A 25,666-nucleotide genomic window follows, 5' to 3' on the forward strand; every position below is an offset into this window, starting at 1 on the left:
TGATGACACCGGCGTGATGCCGCAAAATCTTTAGAGGAGAGGCGTGCGACGCTCGAGCAGGCCGATCAGTTCCAGATGAAACCGATCTTCTTCAACTGCTTGTGGTCGAAATTTTCCATGCCTTCGCAGAAATCGGTCCCGCCGTGATGGCGGTAGAAGCGGCTGGCGGCCTCGTTTTCTTCAAGGCACCAGACGACCAGCCCGTTGCAGCCGAGCGACTTCAACAGCCGGCGCGCCTCGCCGAACAGCATGTGGCCGAGACCGATGCCCTGATATTCGGGGCGAAGATAAAGCTCGTAGATTTCGCCTTCCTGCGGCAGGGCGCGGGCACGATTGAGACCGAGCGTCGCATAGCCGGCGACCGTCCCCGCGACATCGAGAACCAGCAATGTCGCGGGTCCGCGTGTTGCCTTGCGCCACCAGTTTTCGCCGCGCCGCTCGATCATCTGCGTCAGCGCGCGATGCGGAATGATGCCCGCATAGGTGTGTTGCCAGGCGAGCCTGTGCGTCTCCGAAATGGCTCGGGCATCGTGCGGTTCGGCCCGCCGGACATCGATCGACAACGTCTTCATAACGCTTACTCTGGTCCTGCCGCGGGCAATTAACCATATGCGGCGAGCGCATCGTGATCGATTGCCCACAGACTTGATATGTGGACGACGGACAAAATTTAACGCTTTTTTAACGATTGTCACAAGTCGGAATCAGCGCAGCGCACAATAAAAAACCCCGGCTCGAAGGCCGGGGTTTGAAAGCGGTAACGACTGAGCTCTTAGAGGGCCGCCTTGGTCTTTTCGAACCGCTTGCGGTCGTTGGCGTCGAGATACATCTTGCGCAGGCGAATGGACTTCGGCGTGACCTCGACCAGTTCGTCTTCCTGGATCCAGGAGAGCGCGCGCTCCAGGGTCATACGGATCGGCGGGGTCAGCTTGACGGCTTCGTCCTTGCCGGCGGCGCGGATGTTGGTCAGCTTCTTGCCCTTCAGCACGTTAACCTCAAGGTCGTTATCGCGCGTATGGATGCCGATGATCATGCCCATATAGACCTTTTCGCCGGCGTCGATGATCATCGGGCCGCGGTCTTCCAGGTTGAACAGGGCGTAGGCCACGGCTTCACCGGCTTCGTTGGCGAGCAGCACGCCGTTGACGCGGCCGCCGATCTCACCCTTGTAGGGCTGGTAGCTGTGGAACAGGCGGTTCATGATCGCCGTGCCGCGCGTATCCGTCAGCAGTTCCGACTGGTAGCCGATCAGGCCGCGAGTGGGCGCATAGAACACCAGACGGACGCGATTGCCGCCCGACGGACGAAGCTCGACCATTTCGGCCTTGCGTTCCGACATCTTCTGAACGACGACACCGGAATGCTCTTCGTCGACGTCGATGAGAACTTCTTCGATCGGCTCAAGCAGCTGGCCGCTCTCATCCTTGTGCATGACGACGCGCGGACGCGAAACGGCAAGCTCAAAGCCTTCGCGGCGCATGTTTTCGATCAGAACGGCGAGCTGAAGTTCGCCACGGCCGGAGACAAAGAAACTATCCTTGTCGGCGCTTTCTTCGATCTTGAGCGCAACGTTGCCTTCGGCCTCCTTGAACAGGCGATCGCGGATGACGCGGCTGGTGACCTTGTCGCCTTCAGTGCCGGCCAGCGGCGAGTCGTTGACGATGAAGGACATGGTGACCGTCGGCGGGTCGATCGGCTGCGCCTTCAGGGCTTCCGTGACCGACGGATCACAGAATGTATCGGCGACGGTGCCCTTGGAGAGGCCGGCGATCGCGACGATGTCGCCCGCATGCGCCTCTTCGATCGGCTGGCGCTCGATGCCGCGGAAGGCGAGGATCTTGGAAATGCGGCCCTGTTCGATCAGCTTGCCGTCCTGGCCGAGAACCTTGACGGCCTGGTTCGGCTTGATCGAACCGGAAGCGATACGGCCGGTGATGATGCGGCCGAGGAAGTTGTTGGCCTCGAGGATCGTGCCGATCATGCGGAACGGACCTTCCTCGACCTTCGGCTCGGGCACGTGCTTGACGACGAGGTCGAGCAGCGGCGCCAGGCCTTCGTCGGTCGGGCCTGCCGGATCGTAGTTCATCCAGCCGGCGCGGCCGGAACCGTAGAGGATCGGGAAGTCGAGCTGCTCGTCGGTCGCATCGAGCGCGGCGAAAAGGTCGAACACTTCGTTGACCACTTCGTCGGCGCGGGCGTCGGGACGGTCGATCTTGTTGATGGCGACGATCGGGCGCAGGCCGACCTTGAGGGCCTTGCCGACGACGAACTTGGTCTGCGGCATCGGGCCTTCGGCGGCGTCCACGAGAACAATCGCGCCGTCCACCATCGACAGGATACGCTCGACTTCACCGCCGAAGTCGGCGTGGCCGGGCGTGTCGACGATGTTGATGCGGGTATCCTTCCACTCGATCGAGGTCGCCTTGGCGAGAATGGTGATGCCGCGCTCTTTTTCGATGTCGTTGGAGTCCATCACGCGTTCCATGACGCGCTGGTTCTCGCGGAACGAGCCGGACTGTTTCAGGAGCTCGTCAACGAGAGTGGTCTTGCCATGGTCAACGTGCGCGATGATCGCGATGTTGCGAAGTGCCATATGTCATAATCTCTGAGGCTGGGGCGCTACGCCAAGTGGACGCGCCATTTACGTTTGGCGCGCTCTTACCGTTTTTTTCGCGATTGCGAAAGGGGGTCGCGCGCGAAAGCTGCGGCATGGCTTTCACCATGCCGCTTTGCTTGATGTCATCAAACTGTCTTAAGCGTCGCTGCCTGTCAATTCCTCGAAGGTCGCAAGTCCCTTCTTGACGAGCATCGCATCCGGCCTCGGCAGCTTGCCGCGGAAGCCCTTATAGGCATCCTCCGGATCGACCGAGCCGCCGGTGGAATAGATATTTTCCTTGAGCTTTTTCGCCATCTCGCCGTTGAAGGCGTCGCCCGTCTCCTCGAAGGCGGCAAAGGCATCGGCGTCAAGCACCTCGGACCACATGTAGGAATAATAGCCGGCCGAATAGCCGCCGGAGAAGACGTGCTGGAAGTGCGGTGTGGCGTGGCGCATGACGATCGATTTCGGCATGCCGATCTCGGCCAGCACCTCCGCCTGCACCGCCATCGGGTCGTCGACGGCCTGTCGCGTATGAAACGCCATGTCGACAAGCGCCGACGAGGTGAACTCGACCGTATTGAAGCCGGCATTGAAGGTGCGGGCCGCCAGCACCTTGTCGAGCAGCACCTGCGGCATCGGCTCGCCCGTCTCGAAATGCACGGCATATTCCTTGAGGATGGCGGGGACCGTCAGCCAATGCTCGTACAGCTGCGAGGGCAGCTCGACGAAATCGCGCGAGACGCCGGTGCCGGAGACCGAGGGATAGGTGACGTTTGAAAGCATGCCGTGCAGCGCATGGCCGAATTCATGGAACAGCGTGCGGGCGTCGTCGAGCGACAGCAGCGCCGGCTTGCCTTCGGCAGGTTTGGCGAAATTGCAGACATTGTAGATGATCGGCAACTCGCCGCGGCGGCCGTTCTTCAGTTGCAGCTTGTGCTGCGATTGCAGCGAGCTCATCCAGGCGCCTGAGCGTTTCGAGCTCCGGGCGAAATAGTCGCCGAGGAAGAGGGCGACCAGCCTGTCGTCCCGATCCCTGATTTCGAACACCCTGACGTCGGGGTGATAGGCCGCGACACCCTTCTTCTCGACCGCGCGGATGCCGAACAGCCGGCCCGCCACGTCGAAGCAGGCGTCGATGATTTTTTCGAGCTGCAGATAAGGCTTGAGCTCGGCCTCGGAAAAATCGAACTTCCGGGCTCGGATCTTTTCGGCGTAGTGGCGCCAGTCCCAGGGCATCACCTCATGATTCCGGCCCTCCTCGGCGATCAGCGTCGCGATGTCGACCTCTTCCTCGCCGGCGCGTTTCACCGCCCGCGCCCAGACGGCTTTCAACAGGCCGTTCACCGCATCTGCCGTCTTCGCCATCGTGTTGTCGAGTTTCAGCTCGGCGAAATTGCCGTAGCCGAGCAGCTTGGCCACCTGATGGCGCAGCGCCAGCGTTTCCTTGATGACGGCGCGGTTGTCGGTTTCCCCGCCGTTTGCCCCGCGCGCCACCCACGCATTGAAAGCCTGTTCGCGCAGATCCCGGCGCTCCGAAAAGGTCAGGAACGGCTCGATGATCGAGCGCGACAGCGTCACCGCATATTTGCTCTCCTCACCGCGTTCGCGCGCCGCCGCCGCCATCGCGTCGCGCAGGAATTCCGGCAGCCCGTCGAGTTCCGCGCCCTCGGAAAGAATGAGCGCCCAGGCCTTCTCATCGGCCAGCACGTTCTGACCGAACTGTGTTCCGAGGCCCGCGAGTTTTTCATTGATCGCCGCAAGTTTCTCCTGCTCGGGTTTTTCGAGCTTGGCGCCGGATTTGACAAAACCCTTCCAATGCCGCTCCAGCACCCGCGTCTGCTCCAGCGTCAGGCCGAGGTTCTCACGGTTCTCCCAAAGCGTGTCGATGCGGGCAAAGAGCGCGGCGTTCATCCCGATCTTTGAATAGTGCCGTGACATCTTCGGCGAAATCTCCCGCTCCAGCGCCTGGATGACCTCGTTGGTATGTGCGCCCGCCTTGTTCCAGAACAGCGCCGAAACGCGCGAGAGCGCATCGCCGGCAATCTCCAGCGCCACCACAGTATTGTCGAAGGTCGGCGCATCGCTGTTTCCGGCAATCTCGTCGATCTCCTGTTCATGCGCGGCGAGTGCGGCGTCGAAAGCGGCGGAAAAATCGCCGTCATCGATGGCATCGAACCGCGGCAGGCCGTGGAGAGCGTCCCAGTTGACGAGCGCCGGATTGAAATCATGGGGAGAAGCCATCGGAGAATTCCTTTCGGTATGCGAACGGATGGTCAATATAGGAGAGCCATCACGGAATTGGTATGTCGTGGCAAGGGGCCTTTTGCCTCGTTCGGCGATCTGACGCACATCAACCAATGCCGGTGGACAAGATTTGACAGTTGAAAATTAACCGTTTGTTAACGATTGACGCGAATCAGGCACAGGCGCTAGTTTCCCGGTGATCTTCCTGCCAGGGGACATGCGCCATGGAAATTTTTTCCCTGCGGTCTTCTCAGAGTTTGCTATTTAAAAACAACCCTAATAACGCAAGAAATTCGAAGACTGCCGATATTCAAATCGAGACCAAGGCTCCGGCCCCGGTTTCGTTTCACATCGAAGATAATCTCGACGAGGGGCCGGATTTCACCGCCGTCAGCCCTGGCGAACTGCGCAACTACGCCCGCCAAAGCTTCGATAGCGGTCTGATCGATCAGCACACTTACGCCGCGATCTCCGAACCGTTGCCGATGCATGCGATCGATCCGCTGGGCAATATCATCGATCTCTCCAGCGTCACCGACGGCACGAGTTTCAATTTCCTCGATTATTATAAAAACCAACTGCAGGTCGCCATGTCGATCGGCGATCCTCATGAGGTTCAGACGCTGAAATCAATCGTCAACTTTCTGGATGGCTGATCAAAGCATGATGCCGAAAAGTCTGAGCGATTTTTCGGACGACATCATGCTCTCATTATCCAGTTTAGAACAGGATGATACATCCGGTTCTAAGTCAGGCCTTGCGCCAACCGATGAGGCCTGGCGTTGCGTGCCATAGCGCCTGTGCGGCAAAGCCCATGAACAGCACGCCGGACGAGCGCACGATCAGCCGCTCATGTGCGCGATAGAAGCGCCGCACCGCACCCGCGCCGATGACGCCGATCAGGATGATGTCGGCGGTCACGAACCCCAGAAAGGACACAACGAGAAGCACCGGCAGCGCCTCGAAATCGAGTGCACCGGCCGAGCCCGCGACCAGCGCCGTGAAGGTGGCAAGCGCCACCGGGTATCCCTTCGGATTGGTGACCCCGAAAATCAGGCCACGCCGGAACGGCCGCTCGATCACGACAAGCGCCTGCCCATCCGCTTTCGGCTTGGCATTGATGGCGCCCCAGCCGATCCAGGCGAGGTAGAAGCCGCAGGCGAGCCCGAGCAGATCGAAGACGAAGGTCCCGATTGTCTTGGCGCCGACGATCGCAATCAGCGCCAGCGACGACCAGATGAGATCTCCGACCAGATGCCCCATCATGAACAAGGCGCCGGCCTTGCGCCCCTGCCCGGCGCCGATGCCGAGCAGTTGCAGAAAGGCGGGGCCTGGTATGAGCACGTAGAACAACGCCGCCAGGAAAGCGCCGAAAAGCAGGGACTGCGTCATGAAAATGCTCCGAAGAATGACCGGAGCAGACTAAGCGATGGCAGGCATCCGTCAAGGCGATGGCACGGCCATGAAAAGGTCGGAGCCGTTCTGCGCGTCCGTAAAAAGCTGAACCGCTCCAATCGCAATCTGCATATCGTCATCACCTTCCGGTTGGCGTCGGCCGGGCTCGAGCCTGCCGCCGCGTCCAGGGCGCTTCCGCAACGGGTCGTGGTCGGTTGGGAGGGCGACGGATGTCGCCGTCACCCGGCCACCATCAGCTGCCTAGGACCTCAATTCCATGCCTCTGGCACGCCGCCAATACCGCGCCGATTTCCTCGGCCGAAGGAGGGCCATCTGGCGGAACTTCGCTCTGGCCGACGTCGCGGAAGAAGTGGCTCATCGAGTTTTCCACGACGGCGATCATCTGCGCGGGGAGGCTTCCGGTATTGGCATAATTGTGCGGCTGGAAGGAGCGCAGGGTGAGAACGTCGCCGGGCCGCGCGACCATTTGCGAGGGAGGTACGCTGTCGAACACCGTGAAGGTAATCTCGCCGCTCAGGACCCGGAATATCTCCACGGATTCGTGCTTGTGCGGCGGCGTACCGGAACCGGGGGGCACGGTCACCTCCAGGATCGACAAGCCCTTCTCCGGCACTTCGCCCATGAACTGCACCTTGTCGCGAATGACCCAAAGGGCGTCCGCAGTGTCTCGTGTCTTGAATGCTTGATCCATCATCGTCTCCATCGTTAAGCCGGCCCTCGCCGGCATGTGTGTGATTAGTTCTCGTCGGTCTCGGCCGCCTTCAACAGCGCCTGCATCGCCCAGGACGCGACCTGTCCCGCGTCCTTCCCCGTCAATCCGCCGTAGTCCTTAAGCGTTTCCCAGGCGCTGGCGCTGTAGAGAAGGTGGAAGAGCGCCTCGACCTTGCGGGCGCTCTTGGAATTTACATCCAGATTGGCCTCTTCAAGGCACGTTCGGAACGCGGTGCGCCGTGCCTTGACCGTCCGCATCCGCATGGCGTGACCCGTTGGCGTATGAAGGCTGGCGCGAATGATACCTTCGTTCTTGTCGAACTGCGGAAAGGCGTCGAGGGGCGAGCGAAGAAGCTCCTCCAGGGTCGTCGGAAGGGTCGCCGCATTCATGCTTTGGTTAATGTGGACCCAGAACGCGTCGAACAGCGCTTCCTTCGTTGCGAAATGTCGGAACACGGTTCGCCTCTCCACCCCGGCAGACCGCGCGACATCGTCCATGGAAATGTCCGCGAACGCATTGCCGTTGAGAAGGTCTGAGGTGGCGCGCAGGATGCGCTCCCGTGTTTCCTGGGCCTGCGACTCCCGCAAGGGAGAGCTGTACTTTCGTGTGGGCGACTGTTGGGACATTATGTCTCTCATGATGTATTAATGTCTCTTGTAGTGACACCATTTTACGATCATGTCAACTGGGGTTGTTGACCCTTCGCGGAGAGGGGTATCGGCAAGACCCAGACGCAGGCGATGGCGCGCGAACAGCGACGATTGATGACCGTTGTTGGCGCAATCCGGTCATCTTGAATGCCCCGAGAGAGATCGGCGCGCTTGCCACGCATTCCATAAAAAAAGCCCGCGCGGCAATGCCGGCGGGCTGATGTCCGTCCGAAGACGAATTCCGCGACTACTTCGCGAGGTTGCGCTTACCGAGCGTGCGCAGGCGCAGCGCGTTGAGTTTGATGAAGCCGGCCGCGTCCTTCTGATCGTAGGCGCCCTGGTCGTCCTCGAAAGTGACGAGCTTGTCGGAATAGAGCGACTTTTCGCTTTCGCGGCCGATGACCATGACGTTGCCCTTGTAGAGCTTCAGCGTCACTTCGCCTTCGACATGCTCCTGGCTCTTGTCGATCAGCGCCTGCAGCATCTCGCGCTCCGGCGAGAACCAGAAGCCGTAATAGATCAGCTCGGCGTAACGCGGCATGATCTCATCCTTAAGATGGGCGGCACCTCGGTCGAGCGTGACCGATTCAATGGCGCGATGCGCCGAGAGCAGGATCGTGCCGCCGGGCGTCTCGTAAACGCCACGCGACTTCATGCCGACGAAGCGGTTCTCGACGAGATCGAGACGGCCGATGCCGTTGTCGCGGCCGTAGGTGTTGAGCGTCGCGAGCAGCGTCGCCGGCGACATCTCGACGCCGTTGATCGACACGGCATCGCCCTTGCGGAAGCCGACCTTGATTGTCGTCGCCTTGTCGGGCGCTGCTTCCGGGGAGATCGTGCGCATATGCACATATTCCGGCGCCTCCTGGGCAGGGTCCTCGAGAACCTTGCCCTCGGAAGAGGAATGCAGAAGGTTGGCGTCGACGGAGAACGGAGCCTCACCCTTCTTGTCCTTGGCGACCGGGATCTGATGCTGTTCAGCAAAGGCCAACAGCTCGGTGCGGCTCTTGAACGCCCAATCGCGCCACGGCGCGATGATCTTGATGTCGGGGTTCAGGGCATAGGCGGAGAGCTCGAAGCGAACTTGGTCGTTGCCCTTGCCGGTCGCGCCGTGGGCGATCGCATCGGCGCCGGTCTTGCGGGCGATATCGATCAGATGCTTTGAGATCAGCGGACGGGCGATCGAGGTGCCCAGCAGGTAGACGCCCTCGTAGACGGCATTGGCGCGGAACATCGGAAAGACGAAGTCGCGCACGAATTCCTCGCGGACGTCCTCGATATAGATCTCCTTGATGCCCAGCATTTCGGCCTTTTTGCGCGCCGGCTCCAGCTCCTCGCCCTGGCCGAGATCGGCGGTGAAGGTGACGACTTCGGCGCCGAGTTCCGTCTGCAGCCACTTCAGGATGATCGAGGTGTCGAGGCCGCCGGAATAAGCGAGCACGACTTTCTTCACGTCTTTGTATGATGCCATGATGATGAGGTCCGTTGCATAAAGGCCGGCGAAAACCCGGTGTCGCGGCACTTTTAGCGAGATTGGCGCGTGACGCAAGGGCAAGTGCGACACCGCCGGCGCCGATAGCGTTTGACAGTGCAAAAGCGGAGCCCATATTCGCCAACAGCCTAGCAATGATCGAGGAGGGGCTCCCCGTGACGAATATTCAAGACATTTTCAAAAAATCCAATGTTGCCGTCGTCACCGGCGGTGCCTCCGGCATCGGCCTTGCGGCGGCGAAATATTTCGCCGGACGCGGCATGAGTGTCGTCATCGCCGATCTCGGCGGCGATCGGCTGGCCGCTGCCGCCGACGAACTCAAGGCCATTGCCGGCGAAGAAGATGTCATGGCGGTCGAGACCGACGTCGCCAGTAGGGACTCCTTGGAGGCGCTCGAACGCGCCGTGCTCCAGCGTTTCGGCCGTGTGCATGTGCTGATGAACAATGCCGGGATCGGTCCGGAGACTTCGATCTTCAGTGCGCAGGCGAATTGGGATCATATCTTCGCCGTCAACCTGATGGGCGTCGTCAACGGCACGCGCGTCTTCGGGCCGAAAATGCTGTCCCACGGCGAGCCTGGCCTGATCATCAATACCGGCTCGAAGCAGGGCATCACCACGCCGCCGGGCAACCCCGCCTACAACATCTCCAAGGCTGGCGTGAAAGTCTTTACCGAAGCGCTCGAGCATGAGCTTCGCAACACCAAAGACGCGAAGATCTCCGCGCATCTGCTGATCCCCGGCTTCGTCTTCACCGGTCTCACCAAGGGCGACCGCGCGGAAAAGCCGGCCGGCGCCTGGACACCGGAACAGACGGTCGACTTCATGGTCGAAAGCCTGGAACGCGGCGATTTCTATATCCTCTGCCCGGACAATGACGTACCCCGCCCGGTCGATGAACGCCGCATGGCCTGGGCCGCCGGCGACATCATCGAGAACCGCCCGCCGCTGTCGCGCTGGCACAAGGATTATGCCGACAAGTTCAAGGCCTTCCTGGCGCAGAAGTGATCGGCGACATCAGGAGGTTTGACTGGTAATTTTCTGAAAGCCGGTTTAGAGATCGTCAGGTTTATCCGGCTTGCAGAGAGTGCCATGGATTTCGTGCCCAGCCTTCCAACACTTCTGGCCTTTGCCGCCGCGACGCTCCTCCTTGCCGCGACGCCCGGCCCTGACATGACGTTGTCGATCAGCCGCGCGCTGGCCCAAGGCAAGAAGTCTGCCCTCTTCGTCGTCGTCGGCACCAGCCTCGGCATCGTCGTCCACACCATGCTGGTCGCCTTCGGCATCTCGGCGCTGATCACCGCCTCACCGACGGCTTTTCTGATCCTGAAGACCGGCGGCGCGGCCTATCTGTTCTGGCTCGCAGTGCAGGCCATCCGCTTCGGCTCGAAGCTCATCGTCGCCAAGATCGAGACGCAGAAGGGCACCGCGCTTGCCAACATCTCATCCGGCTTCTGGGTCAATCTCCTGAATCCCAAGGTCATCATCTTCTTCATGACCTTCCTGCCGCAATTCGTCAGCGCCGGCGATCCCGCCGTCACGCAGAAACTGCTGTTTCTCGGCTTTTGCTTCATCCTGATCGGTATGCCCGTCAATGCCGCCGTCGTCCTTGCCGCCGATTGGCTGGCATCCTGGCTGCAGAACAACAAGAAGGTTCTGCGCGGCATGGATTACACCTTCGCCAGCGTCTTCTCGATCTTCGCCGCCAAAATCCTGCTCACCCAGGCTCGATAGGTCGCGGTCGGCTCAGCCGATCAGCACGCTGTCGGTTTATCCGATCGGCACGTTGTTGGTTCAGCCAATCAGCAAAGCATCGTCATCGAGCGTCTGGCCGCGCATCTTGCGGAACATGGCGATCAGATCTTCGACCTGCAGGTCCTTCCTGCTGTCACCCGCCACGTCGAGAACGATCTCGCCGCCATGCAGCATGATCGTGCGGTGGCCGTAATCCAGCGCTTGGCGCATGGAATGTGTGACCATCATCGTCGTCAGCTTGCGCTCGGCAACGATCTTCTGCGTGAGGTTCATCACGAACTCGGCCATGCCGGGATCGAGCGCTGCCGTATGTTCGTCGAGCAGCAGCACTTCCGAGCCGGCAAGAGTGGCCATGACGAGCGACACGGCCTGCCGCTGCCCGCCCGAAAGCAGATCCATGCGATCCTTCAGCCGGTTTTCCAGCCCGAGATTGAGCTCGGCGATCCGCTCCTTGAAATAGTCGCGGCGCTTGCCGCCGAGCGCGGGCACAAGGCCGCGCTTTTCACCGCGCCGGGCGGCCAGAGCAAGATTCTCTTCGATCGACAACGAGCCGCAGCTGCCCGTCAGCGGATCCTGGAAGACGCGCGCCACCAGGCCGGCGCGCGCCGCCGTCGATTTGCGCGTCACATCGCTCTTGCCGATCAGAACCTGTCCTTCGCTCGGGATGACATCGCCGGCGAGCACGCCGAGCAGCGTCGATTTGCCGGCGCCATTGGAGCCGATGACGGTGACGAAGGAGCCTTGTTCGATGGTCAGACTGACGCCGTTCAGCGCCTGCTTCTGCAGCGGCGTGCCGCGTCCGAAGACGACCTTGATATCCCTGACGCTGATCACGATGCGGCACCTCGGCGAAGACGGGGAAGAATGAGTGCGAAGGTCACCAGCACTGCCGTCACGAAATTGAGGTCGGAGGCCTGCAGGCCGATAACGTCGCTCGACAGCGCCAGCTGGATGGCGATGCGGTAGAGGATCGAGCCGAGCACGCAGCCGACGAGCGCGATTAGCAGACCCCGGCGTCCGAGCAGCGTCTCGCCGATGATGACGGCGGCAAGACCGACGACGATCGTGCCGACGCCCGAAGTGACGTCGGCAAAGCCGTTGGTCTGGGCAAACAAGGCGCCACCGAAGGCCACCAGCGCGTTCGAAATCGCCATGCCGAGATAGATCTGCCGGCTGGTGTCGACGCCCTGGGCGCGGGCCATGCGCGCATTGGCGCCGGTCGCGCGCATCGCAAGCCCGGCATCGCTTTCCAGAAAACGCCAGACCAGAATCAGCGCGACGACGACGAGAACGCCGACGAAGAGCGGCCGCACGTAGAAATCACGCAGGCCATGACCGAAGAACGGGCTGATCATCGTATCGGCATTGATGAGTGCGACATTGGGTTTGCCCATCACTCGAAGATTGACGGAAAACAGCGCGATCATCGTCAGGATCGAGGCAAGCAGGTTGAGGATCTTGAAGCGCACATTGAGCAGCGCCGTCACCATGCCCGCGCCCGCCCCTGCCGCCATCGCGATCAAAGCCGCAAGCCAGGCATTGACGCCGGCAATGATCAGAACGGCTGTCACTGCGGCGCCGAGCGGAAAGGAACCGTCCACCGTCAGGTCGGGAAAATCGAGGACGCGGAAGGCGAGATAGACGCCGAGGGCGACGAAGGAATAGACCAGGCCGAGCTCGACGGCCCCCCAGAATGCGATTTGGCTCAAGGCTTTCAGCCCCTTTTTGTTTCCGTTCCGCCCGTCGCGAAACCGCAGCCTTTTAATACTTCAGCCGCCCCCGTGCAAACGGGAGCGGCTGAATGTGAACGGTTGATGTAAAGATGAGCACTTACTCGATGACTTTGTTGGCGCGCGAAAGCACGCTCTCGGGCAGGGTGACGCCCATCTTGGCCGCGGCAGCCTTGTTGACCACCAGATCGCTGCCGGCAGCGGTCTTGACTGCGATATCGCCCGGGTTCTCGCCCTTCAGCACACGAACGACGATCTCGCCCGTCTGCTTGCCGACATCGTAATAGTTGAAGCCGAGGGCGGCGATCGAACCGCGCGATACCGAATCCGTATCGGCGGTGAAGAGCGGCAGCTTGCTTTCTTCGGCAACCGCGACGGCACCTTCGAGCGCGGAGATGATGGTGTTGTCGGTCGGAACATAAATCGCATCGGCGCGACCGACGAGGGCGCGCGCCGCACCCTGAACCTCGGCGGACTTGGTGGCCGCCGATTCCACGACCGTCAAGCCGGCCTTCTCGGCTTCGGCCTTCAACACTGCGAGCAGCGAAACGGAATTCGCCTCACCAGAATTGTAAAGGTAACCAATTGTTTTGGCCTTCGGTACGATTTCCTTGATCAGCGCCAGATGCTCGCCGACGGGAGACATGTCGGAAAGGCCGGTGACATTGCCGCCGGGCTTATCCATGTTCTTGACGAGCTGGGCGCCGAGCGGATCGGATACGGCCGTGAAGACGACCGGAATATCGCGCGTCGCCGACACGACGGCCTGGGCCGAGGGCGTGGAGATCGGCACGATGACATTGGGCTCATCACCGGCGAACTGACGGGCAATCTGGGCCGCCGTCGCCGGATTGCCCTGCGCCGATTCGAACACGAATTTCAGGTTCTCGCCTTCCTTGTAGCCGGCCGCCGTCAGCACGTCGAGAACGCCCTTGCGGGCGGCATCGAGCGCGGGATGCTCGACGATTGCCGTCACGGCAACGGTCACATCATCGGCCTTGGCGGGCAGGGAAAGCGCCAAAGTGGCGGCAAGAGCGAGCAGAATCGGGCGCATGGATGTCCTCCTGAATGATTTTGGCGGCACTATTAGGAAAAGCGCATGCTTAAATCAATGCAGGAGAATTGCAGCGGGGATCAAACTTGCTGATCAGTCGTCGGCGCCGTGATTGGCGATCATCATTGCCTCGAAGGCCAGGCGCTCTGTCTTGCGCATGCGTTCGGATTCCGATTTCAGCTGGCCGCAGGCGGCAAGGATGTCGCGGCCGCGCGGGGTGCGGATCGGCGAGGCGTAACCGGCCGAATTGATGAAATCGGCGAATTTCTCGATCTGCTCCCAATCCGAACACTGATAATTGGTGCCGGGCCACGGATTGAACGGAATGAGGTTGATCTTCGCCGGCACGCCCTTCAGGAGCTTGATCAAACCTTTCGCGTCTTCGAGGCTGTCGTTGACATCCTTCAGCATCACATATTCGAAGGTGATGCGCCGCGCATTGGAAAGGCCCGGATAGGCCTTGCAGGCGTCGATCAGCTCCTTCAGCGGGTACTTCTTGTTGATCGGCACGAGGATGTCGCGCAGGTCGTCTCGCACCGCATGCAGCGAGATCGCCAGCATGACGCCGATCTCCTCGCCGGTGCGGAAGATCTCCGGCACGACACCGGAGGTGGAAAGCGTCACGCGTCGCTTGGACAGCGACAGGCCGTCGCCATCCGTGGCGATCAGCAGCGCCTGCTTGACGCTGTCGAAATTATAGAGCGGCTCGCCCATGCCCATCATGACGATATTGCTGACCTTGCGGCCCTCTGCAGGCATGATCGTGCCTTGTGGCGCTTCACGATCCGGAAAATCGCCGAGCCGGTCGCGAGCGAGCAGCAGCTGCGACAGGATTTCCTCCGCCGTCAGGTTGCGCACCAGCCGCTGTGTCCCGGTGTGACAGAAGGAGCAGGTCAGGGTGCAGCCGACCTGGCTTGAGATGCAGAGCGTGCCGCGGCCCTCTTCCGGAATGTAGACGGCCTCGATCTCGACCGGGCGGCCTGCGCCTCGCGCGGGAAAACGCAGCAGCCATTTGCGCGTGCCGTCGTTCGAGACCTGCTCCTCGACGATTTCCGGACGCGCAATGGTGAAATGCGTCTTCAGCATCTCACGCATGTCCTTGGCCACATTGGTCATATGGTCGAAATCGGAGACGCCGCGCACATAGATCCAGTTCCAGAGCTGCGAGACGCGCATCTTGATCTGCTTTTCGGGTACACCTTTTTCCCGGAGCGCCGCCGCCATTTCCTCGCGGGAGAGCCCGATCAACGACAGCTTCTCGGCGCCGGAAGAGGGGCGCGCGGCCTGAGGTTTGTTGACGACGATCGCATCCATGACGGACATAGGCTTCTGACCTCGAATTCAAACACGTAACCGTTCCGCAAGCCGCGGACTTCAGGATTTGATCCGGAAGACTTGCGGAGGCATGACGGCACATTGGCAGAAATTGATGGCGGACGGCGACTGATATCGCGATCTGTCCGCTGTTTGCGCGGCCTTTAGCATCATTTTGCCCGCGCGTCACTATAGATGGAAATGGCAAGAGCCGGCACAAGGCCGGCTCTTGAAACTTTGTGACTGAAGTCCCGCCTACTTGCAGCTTTCGATCTGCTTCAGCGCTGCCGAGATGCCCGAGAGCGAATAGCTGTAGGACGTGCCGGTGCCTTTGCGCGAAACGGCATTCACGGTCATCGAGTGGCCGGTCTTCATCGCCGCGACAAGGGCCGGCTCCTGGGCAGCATTCTCGACCCAGCCGGCCTTGTCCTTGGTGAACATCACGAAGGTCTTGTTGTCGATGACGACGTTGATCTTTGAATTTTCTTTCACCGTGTAGCCCATCATCGCCTGCGGCTCGTAGGAGATGTTCTGGCCCGGACGCTGCGAAACGATGAAAAAATTGTCGCCGTGGTCGACGCTTGCCGGCTGCTTTGCCGTTGGAACGGATAGCACGTAGCACACAGTGCTGTTGCCCGACTTATAGGAATAGGCGCCCCAAGCCTGGAACTGCTGAATGCGGGTCGGCGCGGCCTGCTGCGCTGCCGCCACTCCGGCCATTGTCAGGGTGAGGGCGAGGGCGGATACGATACTTCTTACAAACATGGATTCCTGCCGGTTCTTGCGATTCAAGGCCCGAAGCGATCATAGCGGGCGCCGCATAATCACGATCTGCTTTATTTTGACTTAATTCAGGTTACCAAATGGTCAACAATAGCTGCGATTTGTATGTGCCTGTGTCATTTCAGCTCGACTACCACTTTTGCCCCTTGCCGAAATCGGCTGCGATGCCGGTGCGCCGATGGCACCGGCTGGCCGTTCGGCTGAACTTAAGACACAAAGATTCAGGCAAGAGTTTGACCTTTCAAAAATCCGCTGTACCTCATTAAGACTTTGGAAATCCGGGACGAAATTTTCGCCGCGGGGGGCTGGTGAGATAACATGGATGCCTGGGAAAAACGGCGTTTCGCTGCCCTCGCAAAGGCTGTCGCAGATGATCGCGACCAGCAGGCCTTTTCCATCCTGTTCGACTATTTCGCGCCGCGACTGAAGAGCTGGCTGATGCGCCAGAAGATGACATCAGGCGAGGCCGAAGAGCTGGTGCAGGAGATCATGATCGTGCTCTGGCACAAGGCCTATCTCTACGATGCGACGCGATCTTCTCTGTCGACCTGGCTTTTTCGCATCGCCCGCAACCGCCGCATCGATCTGCGGCGCCGCACCGGCACCCGTCCTTTCGACGAAACCGACCCGACCCTGCTGCCATCGGCCGAGATCGGCGCCGATGAAATCATCGCCAGTGGCGATCGCGACGCCAAGCTGCGCGCCGCGGTCGCACAGCTGCCCGAAGAACAGCGCGACATGCTGCGTGCCGCCTTCTTCCTCGGCCAATCGCATTCTGAGATCGCCGAAGCGACCGGGCTGCCGCTCGGCACGGTGAAATCACGTATTCGGCTTGCGTTTGGAAAGCTTCGCAAGATGCTGGAGCAGGAACTCAGGTGAACCGCGCCGTGGCCTTCAAATCGTTTTCATCGTGTTCACGGGCCGGTCGGCAAGCACGCGGTCCGCCGCGTCGTAATGGCTCGGCCGGATATGACCGCGCACCATGGCGAAGGCGGCGGAAAGCACGGCGATGTCGTCAGAAAAGCCGATGACGGCGAAAATATCCGGGATCATGTCGACCGGCATGACGAAATAGGCGAGCGCTGCAAGCAGCACGCCACGCACCTTGGTCGGCGTCTGCGGATCGAGCGCACAGTAGAAACCGGCGACGACGTCGCGCGAGAAGGGAATTTGCCGCACGGCCCGCCGGAAGGTCGGCCAGAATTTCTGCCGTACGGTTTTCTCCCGCCGGCTCTGGGTGTCCTCGTCGCCCGGCAGCAGGATTTCCCCGAATTTGACCTCGTCCATCCCTGACATCCTTTCGTCCATGCGAACATATGGTGACGGCGTTTCGGCTTTCAATCTTCAAACGGCACCGCGTGCTGCCGCCTTGTCCATCGCCCGGGCGAGCTTGAAATCCAGTTCCGTCAGCCCGCCGGCATCATGCGTGTTCAGCGTCACATCCACCCGGGAATAGACGTTGAACCATTCGGGATGGTGGTTGAGTTTCTCGGCCGTAATCGCTGCCTGTGTCATGAAGCCGAAGGCCTCGATGAAATTTGAAAACTTGAACGATTTCGAGATCGAAGAGGCCGCATCATTGAGCGCCCAGCCTGAAAGCTCGGCCAGTCGTTCCTCGGCCGCTGCCCGTTCCAGTCTTTCCTGTTTCATGCCACGGTCCTCTCATCCGTCAGCAGGCTACCGATGAAGCACATCAGCATCCTTTTCGTTTGCATGGGCAATATATGCCGTTCTCCGCTCGCGGAGGGAATTTTTACCCACCTTGTTAACCAGGCGAGGCTGACAGATCGTTTCACGATCGATTCCGCCGGCACCGGCGGCTGGCATGAAGGTGAACCGCCCGACCGTCGTTCGATCGCTGTTGCCCGCCGCCATGGCATCGACATAGCAGGGCAACGTGCCCGGCGCATCCGTTCGATCGATTTCGTCAGTGTCGATCTGATCGTCGCCATGGACCGCGACAACGTGGCGGAACTCAACAGGATCGCCTCTCCCGAGGCGAATATCCAGCTGTTCGGCGATATCGCGCTGGGAACGGGGGAGGACATTGCCGACCCCTATTATGGCGGTCCGGAAGGTTTCGAGCTGCTCTATACCAGGCTCTTGACCGGCTGCAGCAGCCTGCTCGAAACGCTGGTCGCCGAACGTACTTCGTGCAGCGGGAACACTTCCTCGGTGAGATAGGGCCCGCCGCCGACCGATTCGCGCGATGAAAGCAGCACGAAGCGCGGCGCCGTGAAGGTCGCGGTGTGGAAGTTGCCGCGCCCACTCAGGTATTGCACCACATCGTCGAGCCGCGAGGATTTCAGCCGGGCCAGCGTCACGTGCGGCGTGAACTTGCGCGGATCCGGGGGCAGGCCGATGCGCTGACAGATCCGTTCGATCTCGCCCTGCAGGGCGTACATCTCAGGCGAGTGAGAAACGCCTGCCCAGACCGAATGCGGCTTCTTCGAGCCGAAGGACCCGATGCCTTCGAGCCGGAACTGAAATTCCGGCCGATCGATCCGGTCGAGGCGTTCAACGATTTCATCGGCCGTACGGCCGTCGACATCGCCGATGAAGCGCAGCGTGATGTGGTAATTCTCCACATCGATCCATCGTGCTCCGGGGAGGCCACCGCGCAGCAATGAAAGGCTCATTGCCGCATTGCGCGGAATTTCGAGGGCGGTAAACAGTCTCGGCATAACGAGCACTCCCCGAATCTTTTGCAGGTGCTTACACGGAATCACGCAATCAATGGCCGTGCAAGCCCCTAATTCTTCACAGAAGAAATCGTATCGATGAAATTTGTGACATCAGCTTCCATTTTCTCGACCATGACGTCGACACCTCTCGCGTTCGGATGCATGCCGTCATCGAGCTTCAGCCCCGCATCGAGCGCAACCCCGTCGAGGAAGAAGGCGTAAAGTCGAACTCCATATTTGTCGGAAAGTTTCCGATAAATCGGATTGAAGCGCGCCGCATAATCCGCTCCCATGTTCGGCGGCGCCATCATGCCGACAAGCAGCACCGCTATGCCGCGCGCCTTGAGCCGGGCGATCATCTGGTCGAGGTTTTTCTCGCTTTCTTCCGGCGGAATACCGCGCAGCGCATCATTGGCGCCAAGCTCGAGGATAACGCCATCGGTGCCGTCGGGGACGGACCAGTCGACCCTGGCAAGCCCACCTGTCGTGGTGTCGCCCGAGACCCCGGCATTGGCAATGGAAACGTCGAGCCCCTTGGCCTTCAACGCCGCCTGCAGCTTTTCCGGAAAGCCCTCGCCGGGCGGCAGCTGATAACCCGCCATCAGGCTGTCCCCGAGCCCGACGAGGTTGATCGTCCGCGCATTTGCGCCCACGGCAAAGATCAGCGACACCGCGATGACGGTGAATTGAAGCGCGGCAACTTTAAATCTCATTCTGGCTTCCCTAGATTGGCGAGGTGCCGTTATGCGGCCATTGCGTTAGAGATTAATATAGGGCGATTTCTGTTGGCAAAAACCATCATCGAGTTGAAGGGCGCCGATCTCACCCTTGGCAGTGCGGCCGCCTCCGTCCATGTTCTGAAGGGCATCGATCTCGATATCGCCGCCGGCGAATCCGTCGGCATCGTCGGCCCTTCCGGCTCCGGCAAATCCACTCTGCTGATGGTGCTTGCCGGACTGGAAAAGCTCGACAGTGGCGAAATCAATATCAATGACACGCCGCTCCACGCCCTGAGTGAGGATGAGGTCGCCGATTTCCGCGGCCGCAACATCGGCATCGTCTTCCAGTCCTTCCATCTGATCGCCAACATGACGGCGCTAGAAAACGTCGCGGTGCCGCTGGAGCTCGCCAATATCAGCAACGCCTTCGAAATCGCCCATCGCGAACTGAGTTCGGTCGGTCTCGGCGAACGGCTGAACCACTATCCCGGCCAGCTTTCCGGCGGCGAGCAACAGCGCGTGGCGATTGCCAGAGCGCTCGCTCCCTCGCCCGCCTTGCTGATTGCCGACGAGCCCACAGGCAATCTCGATACCGAAACGGGCCGACAGATCGCCGATCTTCTCTTCGCCAAGCAGGCCGAACGCGGCATGACCCTGCTTCTCGTCACCCACGACGTCTCCCTGGCAAACCGCTGCTCGCGCCAGATCCGCGTCCGTTCCGGCAGGATCGAGGGCGACAGCGCCGCCCGCCGCAGCGAGGCGGCAATCGCATGAGCATGGTCACGCCACGCGTCGCGCTCGCTTTTCGCCTGGCGCTCCGCGAGCTGCGGGGCGGCGTTCGTGGCTTCTACATCTTTTTGGCTTGCATCGCGCTCGGCACCGGTGCGATCGCCGCCGTCAATTCCGTTTCGCAGTCGATCACCGACACGATCGCCTCGCAGGGGCAGGAGTTGCTGGCCGGCGACGTCCGCTTCGAACTCAACAATCGCCAGGCGACACCTCAGGAAATGAGCTTCCTTCAGGGACTGGGAACCGTTTCGGTTTCAACGGGCCTGCGCTCGATGGCCCGCAAGCCCGACGGTTCCGACCAGGCGCTGGTCGAGGTCAAGGCCATCGACGACGCCTATCCGCTCTACGGCAGGTTCGTCGCCGAACCGGACTATCCGCTTACAGCCCTGCTCTCCGACCAAGGCGGCACCTATGGCGCGGTCGCCGCCCCGCTGCTTCTCGATCGGCTTGGCCTTGCGGTCGGCGACGAATTGCTGCTCGGCAATGTCAAGCTCAGCATTACCGGCACTGTCAAAACCGAGCCGGACGCGCTGTCGGAAGGCTTCGGTTTTGCGCCGCGTCTGCTCGTCAGCCGACAGGCGCTCGAAGCCTCGGGGCTGATCCAGACCGGAAGCCTGGTCGAACACGCCTACAAGATCCGATTGGAAGACAAGCACGCGATCTCGGGCATCCAGGCGCGCGCCTCCAAGGAGTTTCCCTCCGCCGGTTGGTCGATCCGCACCAGCGACCGCGCAGCACCCTCGCTCACCGAGAACATCACCCGTTTCTCGCAATTCCTGACGCTGGTCGGCCTGACTGCGCTGATCGTCGGTGGCGTCGGTGTCGCCAATGCCGTACGCGCTTTCCTCGATTCCAAGCGCACCACCATCGCCACCTTCAAATGCCTCGGCGCTCCGGCCGCCGTCGTCGTTCTGATCTATCTCTTTCAGATCGCCATCATCGCCCTTGGCGGAATCATGATCGGCCTCGTCATCGGCGCCCTGTCGCCGATCTTTGCGGCGCAGTTCCTGGCGCAATTCCTGCCGGTCTCAACCGCGCCGACCCTCTATCCCGGCGCGCTGCTGCTTGCGACGCTCTTCGGCATCCTGACGACGCTCGCCTTCGCCATTTTGCCGCTCGGCCATGCCCGCGAAGTGCCCGCGACCGCACTCTTCCGCGAGCAGGGCTTCGAGGCCCGCCGTCTGCCGTCCTGGCCCTATATCCTGCTTGCCGCCCTTTTCATGGCAGCCCTTGCCGGCCTTGCCATCCTCACCGCCTATGATCGCTTCATCGCCGTCGTCTTCGTCGGCGCAATCGTCTTTGCCTTTGTTGTCCTGCGCCTCGTCGCCGCGTTGATTGCCTGGCTCGCGCGCCGCAGCCCGCGCGTTCACTCGCCGGCGCTGAGGCTCGCGATCGGCAACATCCACCGCCCGGGCGCGCTGACGCCATCAGTGGTGCTCTCGCTCGGCCTCGGCCTGGCATTGCTGGTGACCCTGACCTTGATCGACGGCAACCTGCGCCAGCAGCTGACCGGCCGCATGAACGAGGGTGCACCCAACTTCTTCTTCGTCGATATCCAGAGTGCCGAGGTCGACACCTTCCGCAATCTTGTCCAGGCGCAGGCGCCGAAGGGCAAGCTGATGGAGGTGCCGATGCTGCGCGGCCGGATCATCGCCTTCAACGGCGAGGACGTCACCAAGATGAACGTGCCGGCCGCCGGCCGCTGGGTGCTGAACGGCGACCGCGGCATCACCTACGCCGACACGCTGCCGGAAAATGCCGCGCTCACCGAAGGCAGCTGGTGGGACAAGGATTACAACGGCGAGCCGCTGGTCTCCTTCTCCTCCGAAGAGGCGCATGAACTCGGCCTGAAGATCGGCGATAGCGTCACCGTCAACGTGCTGGGGCGCAATATCACGGCCAAGATCGCCAATCTGCGCCGTGTTCAGTGGGAATCGCTGTCGATCAATTTCGTCATGGTCTTCTCGCCGAACACCTTCCGCGGCGCCCCGCATGCCTGGCTGGCGACGCTGACCGATCCCTCCTCGACGCCGGCCGAAGATGCGGCAATTCTGAAATCCGTCACCAATACCTATCCGACGATCACCAGCGTGCGCGTCAAGGACGCGATCGATATCGTCAACCAGCTCGTCGCCCAGCTTGCGACCGCGATCCGAGCCGCCGCATCGGTGGCGCTCATCGCCTCGATTCTTGTTCTTGCCGGGGCGCTCGCCGCCGGCAACAGGGCCCGCACCCACGACGCGGTGGTGCTGAAGACGCTCGGCGCCACGCGCGCCATGCTGATTCGTGCCTTCAGCTACGAATATCTGATCCTCGGACTGGCAACCGCGATCTTCGCACTCTTTGCCGGCGGTATTGCCGCCTGGTTCATCGTCGCGCGCATCATGCGACTGCCCTCTGCCTTCCTGCCTGATGTGGCAGGACTGACGCTGGTGACGGCACTCGTTCTGACCGTCGGCATCGGCCTCGTCGGCACCTGGCGCATCCTCGGGCAGAAGGCCGCGCCTGTGCTGCGCGAGCTTTGAGAGCAATTCCAGAAAAGTGCGAAGCGGTTTTCCCAGGCAAAGCGCGAAGCGCTTTTGCGGGATTCCATATATCCAAAAGGTTAGAGCGGTTCTGCGTTTCCTTGAAAAGCTGAACCGCTCTGGCGCCGCCCCAAAGCCTTCACCTTACGGCGATTTAACCGGCCGCGCCTTTGCAAGCCCCTTGTTTGCAAAGAGCGAAGGCCTCATATTGTCTGCAGGCATGCTGGAGCTCCGCAGCGGCGCCCGGGTCGAGAACCCCGACACCGTATCTCCTTCGGAGCTTGTAAGAGGAAACTATGGCTGATCTTCGTAACTATCAAAGCCGCGTCCAGACCGGCGAGATGATTGATCAAGGCCTGCGCGCCTATATGCTCAAGGTCTACAACCTGATGGCGCTGGGCCTGGCGATCACCGGCGTGGCCGCATATCTCGGATTCAACTTCGCGGTCCAGGACGGCCAGCTCACCCAGTTTGGCGCGCTTCTGTTCCAGTCGCCGTTGCGCTGGGTCGTGATACTTGCCCCCCTTGCGGTCGTCTTCTTCCTGAGCTTCCGCATTCATCAGATGAGCGTGTCCGCCGCCCAGACCACCTTCTGGATCTACGCCGCCCTGGTAGGGCTGTCGCTCTCGTCGATCTTCCTGGTCTATACGGGCCAGAGCGTCGTTCAGACCTTCTTCGTCACCGCCGCCTCCTTCGGCGCGCTGTCGCTTTACGGCTATACGGCGAAGCGTGACCTGTCGGCGATGGGCTCGTTCCTGATCATGGGTCTCTTCGGCCTGATCATCGCCTCGCTCGTCAACATCTTCCTGGCTTCATCCGCGCTGCAGTTCGCGATCTCGGTGATCGGCGTGCTGATCTTCGCAGGCCTCACCGCCTACGACACGCAGAGGATCAAGGAACTCTACTTCGAAGCCGATGACGTCGCTGTCGCCGGTCGCAAGGCGATCATGGGCGCACTGACGCTCTATCTCGACTTCCTCAACCTCTTCATGTTCCTGCTGCAGTTCATGGGCAACCGCAGATAACAGGCGCATTGAGATCGAAAAGGCGGCTTCGGCCGCCTTTTTTGTTGCGCCGGTTTCGCAGGGGTGGTTTTAGAGGAGCCTGCTCTTCCGATGGACCTGCCGCCCGATGTCCTTCCTCCTGCGCGACGCCTCCCAAGCCGACATCCCCGCCATTACGGAGATCTATCGTGACTCGGTCTTGAATGGCGTTGCAAGCTACGAGATTGCGCCGCCCTCCGAGGCCGAAATGGCCCAGCGTTTTTCCGCGATCGTCAGCCAGCAATATCCCTATGTCGCCGCAACCGATGCTGTCGGGAAACTCCTGGGCTACGCTTATGCGTCGGCCTTCCGCACCCGCCCCGCCTATCGCTGGATGGTGGAGAATTCGATCTACCTGGCACCCGAAGCCCGCGGCCGTGGCATCGGCAAGGCACTGATGGTCGAGCTGATCGACCGCTGCACCGCGCTTGGCTTTCGTCAGATGGTAGCCGTCATCGGCGGCGCGAGCCCGGCCTCGATTGCGCTTCATCTGAAGGCAGGTTTTGTGGAGGTCGGACTGATGAAGGGCACCGGCTACAAGCACGGCCGCTGGCTGGACACGATGCTCATGCAGCGCAGCCTCGGCGAGGGCATGACGACCGATCCGGATCCCTCCACCTATCCCGGTTCGTTGTTTGCGGGCTGATGAGAATTATTTATCGACGAGTTTCAATGCTTTGTCGAACACCTTGAGGACCTGATTCAGCTCGTGCCCGCGCTTCAGGATCATGCCGTTGACGTTGATGACAGAATAGGCGCCCTGCTTGGCGGCAAGCTTCGGGCTCTTTTCGATCCGGAAGAGCGGCATCTCGCCGGAGCGCTTGAAGACGGAAAAGACTGCTCTGTCCTTCAGATGGTCGATGGCGTAATCGCGCCATTCCCCCTCGCCGACCATGCGGCCGTAGATCCAGAGGATCGCGTCCAGCTCACGCCGGTGGAAGGTCACCGGAAGCGGATCCTTGCTTTGTTTGTACTCCCTGAGATCGACGACGACCGAGGAACTATTGTCGACGGAGCGGCTTTCGCCGTGTCGCAAATCCGGCTGATCTGTCATCAGGTCTCCAAGGCCTCCGCTTGTGACAGGAGAGTGACAGTTTGCCCGAGCCGCCGCAAATTGCAAGAGTGCGGCCCCTCACATTTGGCCGTACCGCAGCGCCGCACGTCCAGGCACCTTCGTTGGGGACCAAGCAATGCTTTCTCCCCTGTGCCGCATTTCAGTCAAAACAGCGCCTCATTTGCAGGGGATTTATGCATCCCGGTTTGGCGCCAGCGCGCCAAAGGGCCCGGCGGAGCGTATCGACCTTAACCCCAGCCCCGAATACGCTCGGCCGGGCCGCCCGGCATTTCACCCGTCATCGGGCGAAATATCAGATATTTTTTCCCGCCATCACCACGGTTGCGCCGAGAATCGCTGCCGGATCGCCGTCGGCCGTCGCCGACTGCAGCAGAATCGCGCAGCCCTCGAGCTGCGGTCGCTGCAGGACGCTCGCCGGCAGCGTCAGACTGGTCGCCCTGCCGTCCCACATGCCGACGGTTTCGACATTGGTGACGCTGTGCAGATAGGAGATCTTCTTGCCGCTGTTTTCGCCTTTTTCGACGTCGATCGTCTTTTCCTTGTCGAAATAGACCATCACGACATTGGCCTTGCCCTGTCCTTCGCCGATCTTGATCTCCAGCTCGTCGCCGCGCATCGCCGCGCTGATGGGAACGGTCAGCCCGTTGCCTTCGATGCTGTATGTGTCGATCTTGCTGTTGATACCGGTGAGATCGGCGCCGGCCAAATGGCCGCGCCCGTTGACGATCGCCTGCGGCGTATAGACGTTGCTGCGGCCCATCGTCCTGGCGTAGCCGTACTGCCGCTCGGTATTTTCCTTGGAGCTCAGCGTATCGGCCCAGCCGAGATAATTCCAGTAATCGACATGATAGGCGAGCGCGATGACGTCGCCCTGGTTCACCAGCTTGCGGAAGGCGGCATCAGCGGGAGGACAGGAGGAGCAGCCCTGCGACGTGAAAAGCTCGACGACGCCTCTGGGCTTGCCGTCTTCGGCATGCAGCGAGCCTGCAAAAGCAATGCCGGCGATCAGCGAAATCAAGAAACGGGGGGACATTCACCTGCACCTCTTTTTCAGCGCCGGCGTTTTGGAACCGAAGGCTCTGA

27 protein-coding genes are annotated in these 25,666 nt (G+C 61.0%); 9 read left to right on the plus strand and 18 right to left on the minus strand.

Features of this window, described 5'->3' with window-relative positions; all coding sequences use genetic code 11:
• Window positions 1-65: 65 nt before the first annotated feature.
• The 3 genes from Tal182_RS21165 to Tal182_RS21175 all read right to left on the minus strand — a co-directional run bounded on the left by Tal182_RS21165 (window position 66) and on the right by Tal182_RS21175 (window position 4,840).
• Window positions 66-572 (minus strand): GNAT family N-acetyltransferase, encoded by a 507-nt coding sequence (locus Tal182_RS21165; RefSeq protein ID WP_011427107.1) that lies wholly within the window; start codon window positions 570-572, stop codon window positions 66-68.
• A 200-nt stretch (window positions 573-772) separates the two neighbouring features.
• Window positions 773-2,593, minus strand: coding sequence for a translational GTPase TypA (typA, locus tag Tal182_RS21170; RefSeq protein WP_064811516.1), 1,821 nt, complete (start codon window positions 2,591-2,593; stop codon window positions 773-775).
• 159 nt (window positions 2,594-2,752) lie between these two features.
• Window positions 2,753-4,840: a M3 family metallopeptidase gene (locus Tal182_RS21175; protein WP_085860642.1), complete on the minus strand. Its 2,088-nt coding sequence runs from the start codon at window positions 4,838-4,840 to the stop codon at window positions 2,753-2,755.
• Between the two features lie 227 nt (window positions 4,841-5,067).
• Between Tal182_RS21175 and Tal182_RS21180 the strand changes: the two genes are divergently transcribed.
• Complete coding sequence (locus Tal182_RS21180) at window positions 5,068-5,499, plus strand: hypothetical protein (RefSeq protein WP_064805470.1); 432 nt, start codon at window positions 5,068-5,070, stop codon at window positions 5,497-5,499.
• Between the two features lie 94 nt (window positions 5,500-5,593).
• On the opposite strand, the gene Tal182_RS21185 is transcribed toward Tal182_RS21180, so the two are convergent.
• From Tal182_RS21185 to Tal182_RS21200, 4 genes are all read right to left on the minus strand, one after another.
• The gene (locus tag Tal182_RS21185; RefSeq protein ID WP_085860643.1) at window positions 5,594-6,235 is read right to left on the minus strand and encodes a LysE family translocator; all 642 of its coding nucleotides are present in this window, start codon (window positions 6,233-6,235) and stop codon (window positions 5,594-5,596) included.
• Between the two features lie 256 nt (window positions 6,236-6,491).
• Entirely contained in the window at window positions 6,492-6,950 is a 459-nt protein-coding gene (locus Tal182_RS21190) for a cupin domain-containing protein (RefSeq protein ID WP_085861015.1), read from the minus strand.
• Between the two features lie 44 nt (window positions 6,951-6,994).
• Complete coding sequence (locus Tal182_RS21195; protein ID WP_085860644.1) at window positions 6,995-7,597, minus strand: TetR/AcrR family transcriptional regulator; 603 nt, start codon at window positions 7,595-7,597, stop codon at window positions 6,995-6,997.
• Between the two features lie 271 nt (window positions 7,598-7,868).
• Window positions 7,869-9,092, minus strand: coding sequence for an argininosuccinate synthase (locus tag Tal182_RS21200; RefSeq protein ID WP_085861016.1), 1,224 nt, complete (start codon window positions 9,090-9,092; stop codon window positions 7,869-7,871).
• 176 nt (window positions 9,093-9,268) lie between these two features.
• Between Tal182_RS21200 and Tal182_RS21205 the strand changes: the two genes are divergently transcribed.
• Together Tal182_RS21205 and Tal182_RS21210 are read left to right on the plus strand one after the other, a co-directional pair.
• The gene (locus Tal182_RS21205; RefSeq protein WP_085861017.1) at window positions 9,269-10,120 is read left to right on the plus strand and encodes an SDR family NAD(P)-dependent oxidoreductase; all 852 of its coding nucleotides are present in this window, start codon (window positions 9,269-9,271) and stop codon (window positions 10,118-10,120) included.
• Window positions 10,121-10,204: 84 nt separating this feature from the next.
• Complete coding sequence (locus tag Tal182_RS21210) at window positions 10,205-10,846, plus strand: LysE family translocator (RefSeq protein WP_085860645.1); 642 nt, start codon at window positions 10,205-10,207, stop codon at window positions 10,844-10,846.
• 60 nt (window positions 10,847-10,906) lie between these two features.
• On the opposite strand, the gene Tal182_RS21215 is transcribed toward Tal182_RS21210, so the two are convergent.
• From Tal182_RS21215 to Tal182_RS21235, 5 genes are all read right to left on the minus strand, one after another.
• The gene (locus tag Tal182_RS21215; RefSeq protein ID WP_085860646.1) at window positions 10,907-11,701 is read right to left on the minus strand and encodes an ABC transporter ATP-binding protein; all 795 of its coding nucleotides are present in this window, start codon (window positions 11,699-11,701) and stop codon (window positions 10,907-10,909) included.
• Window positions 11,698-12,576, minus strand: a complete 879-nt coding sequence (locus tag Tal182_RS21220) for an ABC transporter permease (RefSeq protein WP_064805479.1) — start codon at window positions 12,574-12,576, stop codon at window positions 11,698-11,700. The genes Tal182_RS21215 and Tal182_RS21220 overlap by 4 nt, the downstream gene beginning before the upstream one ends.
• Before the next feature lie 121 nt (window positions 12,577-12,697).
• Window positions 12,698-13,651 carry an ABC transporter substrate-binding protein gene (locus Tal182_RS21225; RefSeq protein ID WP_085860647.1) on the minus strand — a complete coding sequence of 318 codons (954 nt, stop codon included), beginning with the start codon at window positions 13,649-13,651 and terminating at the stop codon, window positions 12,698-12,700.
• A gap of 93 nt (window positions 13,652-13,744) precedes the next feature.
• Complete coding sequence (rlmN, locus tag Tal182_RS21230) at window positions 13,745-14,974, minus strand: 23S rRNA (adenine(2503)-C(2))-methyltransferase RlmN (protein WP_085860648.1); 1,230 nt, start codon at window positions 14,972-14,974, stop codon at window positions 13,745-13,747.
• 246 nt (window positions 14,975-15,220) lie between these two features.
• The gene (locus tag Tal182_RS21235) at window positions 15,221-15,730 is read right to left on the minus strand and encodes an invasion associated locus B family protein (RefSeq protein WP_064805485.1); all 510 of its coding nucleotides are present in this window, start codon (window positions 15,728-15,730) and stop codon (window positions 15,221-15,223) included.
• A 336-nt stretch (window positions 15,731-16,066) separates the two neighbouring features.
• Here Tal182_RS21235 and Tal182_RS21245 point away from each other — a divergent pair, with 336 nt between their 5' ends.
• A complete protein-coding gene (locus tag Tal182_RS21245) occupies window positions 16,067-16,627 on the plus strand; it encodes a sigma-70 family RNA polymerase sigma factor (RefSeq protein WP_085860649.1) in 561 nt (186 codons plus the stop codon).
• 15 nt (window positions 16,628-16,642) lie between these two features.
• On the opposite strand, the gene Tal182_RS21250 is transcribed toward Tal182_RS21245, so the two are convergent.
• Both Tal182_RS21250 and Tal182_RS21255 read right to left on the minus strand, forming a co-directional pair.
• Entirely contained in the window at window positions 16,643-17,035 is a 393-nt protein-coding gene (locus tag Tal182_RS21250) for a YkvA family protein (RefSeq protein ID WP_085860650.1), read from the minus strand.
• A gap of 57 nt (window positions 17,036-17,092) precedes the next feature.
• Window positions 17,093-17,398: a 4a-hydroxytetrahydrobiopterin dehydratase gene (locus Tal182_RS21255; RefSeq protein ID WP_064805491.1), complete on the minus strand. Its 306-nt coding sequence runs from the start codon at window positions 17,396-17,398 to the stop codon at window positions 17,093-17,095.
• 33 nt (window positions 17,399-17,431) lie between these two features.
• Between Tal182_RS21255 and Tal182_RS21260 the strand changes: the two genes are divergently transcribed.
• Entirely contained in the window at window positions 17,432-17,932 is a 501-nt protein-coding gene (locus Tal182_RS21260; protein WP_085860651.1) for a low molecular weight protein-tyrosine-phosphatase, read from the plus strand.
• Here the strand turns inward: Tal182_RS21260 and thpR are convergent.
• Window positions 17,839-18,432 carry an RNA 2',3'-cyclic phosphodiesterase gene (gene thpR / locus Tal182_RS21265; RefSeq protein ID WP_064805495.1) on the minus strand — a complete coding sequence of 198 codons (594 nt, stop codon included), beginning with the start codon at window positions 18,430-18,432 and terminating at the stop codon, window positions 17,839-17,841. The two genes, Tal182_RS21260 and thpR, sit on opposite strands and share 94 nt — an antisense overlap.
• A 68-nt stretch (window positions 18,433-18,500) precedes the next feature.
• Window positions 18,501-19,145: an arylesterase gene (locus Tal182_RS21270; protein ID WP_085860652.1), complete on the minus strand. Its 645-nt coding sequence runs from the start codon at window positions 19,143-19,145 to the stop codon at window positions 18,501-18,503.
• Between the two features lie 72 nt (window positions 19,146-19,217).
• On the opposite strand from Tal182_RS21270, the gene Tal182_RS21275 reads away from it, so the two are divergent.
• The 4 genes from Tal182_RS21275 (at window position 19,218) to Tal182_RS21290 (ending at window position 24,154) form a co-directional block, all read left to right on the plus strand.
• Window positions 19,218-19,925, plus strand: coding sequence for an ABC transporter ATP-binding protein (locus tag Tal182_RS21275; protein WP_064805499.1), 708 nt, complete (start codon window positions 19,218-19,220; stop codon window positions 19,923-19,925).
• A complete protein-coding gene (locus Tal182_RS21280) occupies window positions 19,922-22,465 on the plus strand; it encodes an ABC transporter permease (protein WP_085860653.1) in 2,544 nt (847 codons plus the stop codon). Before Tal182_RS21275 ends, Tal182_RS21280 begins: the two co-directional genes overlap by 4 nt.
• Window positions 22,466-22,761: 296 nt before the next feature.
• Window positions 22,762-23,490 (plus strand): Bax inhibitor-1/YccA family protein, encoded by a 729-nt coding sequence (locus Tal182_RS21285; RefSeq protein WP_085860654.1) that lies wholly within the window; start codon window positions 22,762-22,764, stop codon window positions 23,488-23,490.
• Window positions 23,491-23,596: 106 nt separating this feature from the next.
• On the plus strand, window positions 23,597-24,154 hold the full coding sequence (locus Tal182_RS21290; protein ID WP_085860655.1) for a GNAT family N-acetyltransferase: 558 nt from the start codon (window positions 23,597-23,599) through the stop codon (window positions 24,152-24,154).
• Between the two features lie 6 nt (window positions 24,155-24,160).
• Here Tal182_RS21290 and Tal182_RS21295 read toward each other — a convergent pair whose 3' ends face one another.
• On the minus strand, window positions 24,161-24,562 hold the full coding sequence (locus Tal182_RS21295; protein WP_085860656.1) for a DUF2794 domain-containing protein: 402 nt from the start codon (window positions 24,560-24,562) through the stop codon (window positions 24,161-24,163).
• Between the two features lie 313 nt (window positions 24,563-24,875).
• Window positions 24,876-25,616, minus strand: coding sequence for a thioredoxin family protein (locus tag Tal182_RS21300; protein ID WP_085860657.1), 741 nt, complete (start codon window positions 25,614-25,616; stop codon window positions 24,876-24,878).
• Window positions 25,617-25,666 lie beyond the last annotated feature (50 nt).

The organism is Rhizobium sp. TAL182, assembly GCF_002117725.1.
GTDB lineage: Bacteria > Pseudomonadota > Alphaproteobacteria > Rhizobiales > Rhizobiaceae > Rhizobium > Rhizobium esperanzae.

Excerpts from the sequence above, each read along its gene's own strand:
- Tal182_RS21165 (WP_011427107.1), bottom strand. The coding sequence starts at position 572 with ATGAAGACGTTGTCGATCGATGTCCGGCGGGCCGAACCGCACGATGCC.
- typA (WP_064811516.1), bottom strand. The coding sequence starts at position 2,593 with ATGGCACTTCGCAACATCGCGATCATCGCGCACGTTGACCATGGCAAG.
- Tal182_RS21175 (WP_085860642.1), bottom strand. The coding sequence starts at position 4,840 with ATGGCTTCTCCCCATGATTTCAATCCGGCGCTCGTCAACTGGGACGCT.
- Tal182_RS21180 (WP_064805470.1), top strand. The coding sequence starts at position 5,068 with ATGGAAATTTTTTCCCTGCGGTCTTCTCAGAGTTTGCTATTTAAAAAC.
- Tal182_RS21185 (WP_085860643.1), bottom strand. The coding sequence starts at position 6,235 with ATGACGCAGTCCCTGCTTTTCGGCGCTTTCCTGGCGGCGTTGTTCTAC.
- Tal182_RS21190 (WP_085861015.1), bottom strand. The coding sequence starts at position 6,950 with ATGGATCAAGCATTCAAGACACGAGACACTGCGGACGCCCTTTGGGTC.
- Tal182_RS21195 (WP_085860644.1), bottom strand. The coding sequence starts at position 7,597 with ATGTCCCAACAGTCGCCCACACGAAAGTACAGCTCTCCCTTGCGGGAG.
- Tal182_RS21200 (WP_085861016.1), bottom strand. The coding sequence starts at position 9,092 with ATGGCATCATACAAAGACGTGAAGAAAGTCGTGCTCGCTTATTCCGGC.
- Tal182_RS21210 (WP_085860645.1), top strand. The coding sequence starts at position 10,205 with ATGGATTTCGTGCCCAGCCTTCCAACACTTCTGGCCTTTGCCGCCGCG.
- Tal182_RS21225 (WP_085860647.1), bottom strand. The coding sequence starts at position 13,651 with ATGCGCCCGATTCTGCTCGCTCTTGCCGCCACTTTGGCGCTTTCCCTG.
- rlmN (WP_085860648.1), bottom strand. The coding sequence starts at position 14,974 with ATGTCCGTCATGGATGCGATCGTCGTCAACAAACCTCAGGCCGCGCGC.
- Tal182_RS21235 (WP_064805485.1), bottom strand. The coding sequence starts at position 15,730 with ATGTTTGTAAGAAGTATCGTATCCGCCCTCGCCCTCACCCTGACAATG.
- Tal182_RS21245 (WP_085860649.1), top strand. The coding sequence starts at position 16,067 with ATGGATGCCTGGGAAAAACGGCGTTTCGCTGCCCTCGCAAAGGCTGTC.
- Tal182_RS21250 (WP_085860650.1), bottom strand. The coding sequence starts at position 17,035 with ATGGACGAGGTCAAATTCGGGGAAATCCTGCTGCCGGGCGACGAGGAC.
- Tal182_RS21255 (WP_064805491.1), bottom strand. The coding sequence starts at position 17,398 with ATGAAACAGGAAAGACTGGAACGGGCAGCGGCCGAGGAACGACTGGCC.
- Tal182_RS21260 (WP_085860651.1), top strand. The coding sequence starts at position 17,432 with ATGAAGCACATCAGCATCCTTTTCGTTTGCATGGGCAATATATGCCGT.
- thpR (WP_064805495.1), bottom strand. The coding sequence starts at position 18,432 with ATGCCGAGACTGTTTACCGCCCTCGAAATTCCGCGCAATGCGGCAATG.
- Tal182_RS21270 (WP_085860652.1), bottom strand. The coding sequence starts at position 19,145 with ATGAGATTTAAAGTTGCCGCGCTTCAATTCACCGTCATCGCGGTGTCG.
- Tal182_RS21280 (WP_085860653.1), top strand. The coding sequence starts at position 19,922 with ATGAGCATGGTCACGCCACGCGTCGCGCTCGCTTTTCGCCTGGCGCTC.
- Tal182_RS21285 (WP_085860654.1), top strand. The coding sequence starts at position 22,762 with ATGGCTGATCTTCGTAACTATCAAAGCCGCGTCCAGACCGGCGAGATG.
- Tal182_RS21290 (WP_085860655.1), top strand. The coding sequence starts at position 23,597 with ATGTCCTTCCTCCTGCGCGACGCCTCCCAAGCCGACATCCCCGCCATT.
- Tal182_RS21295 (WP_085860656.1), bottom strand. The coding sequence starts at position 24,562 with ATGACAGATCAGCCGGATTTGCGACACGGCGAAAGCCGCTCCGTCGAC.
- Tal182_RS21300 (WP_085860657.1), bottom strand. The coding sequence starts at position 25,616 with ATGTCCCCCCGTTTCTTGATTTCGCTGATCGCCGGCATTGCTTTTGCA.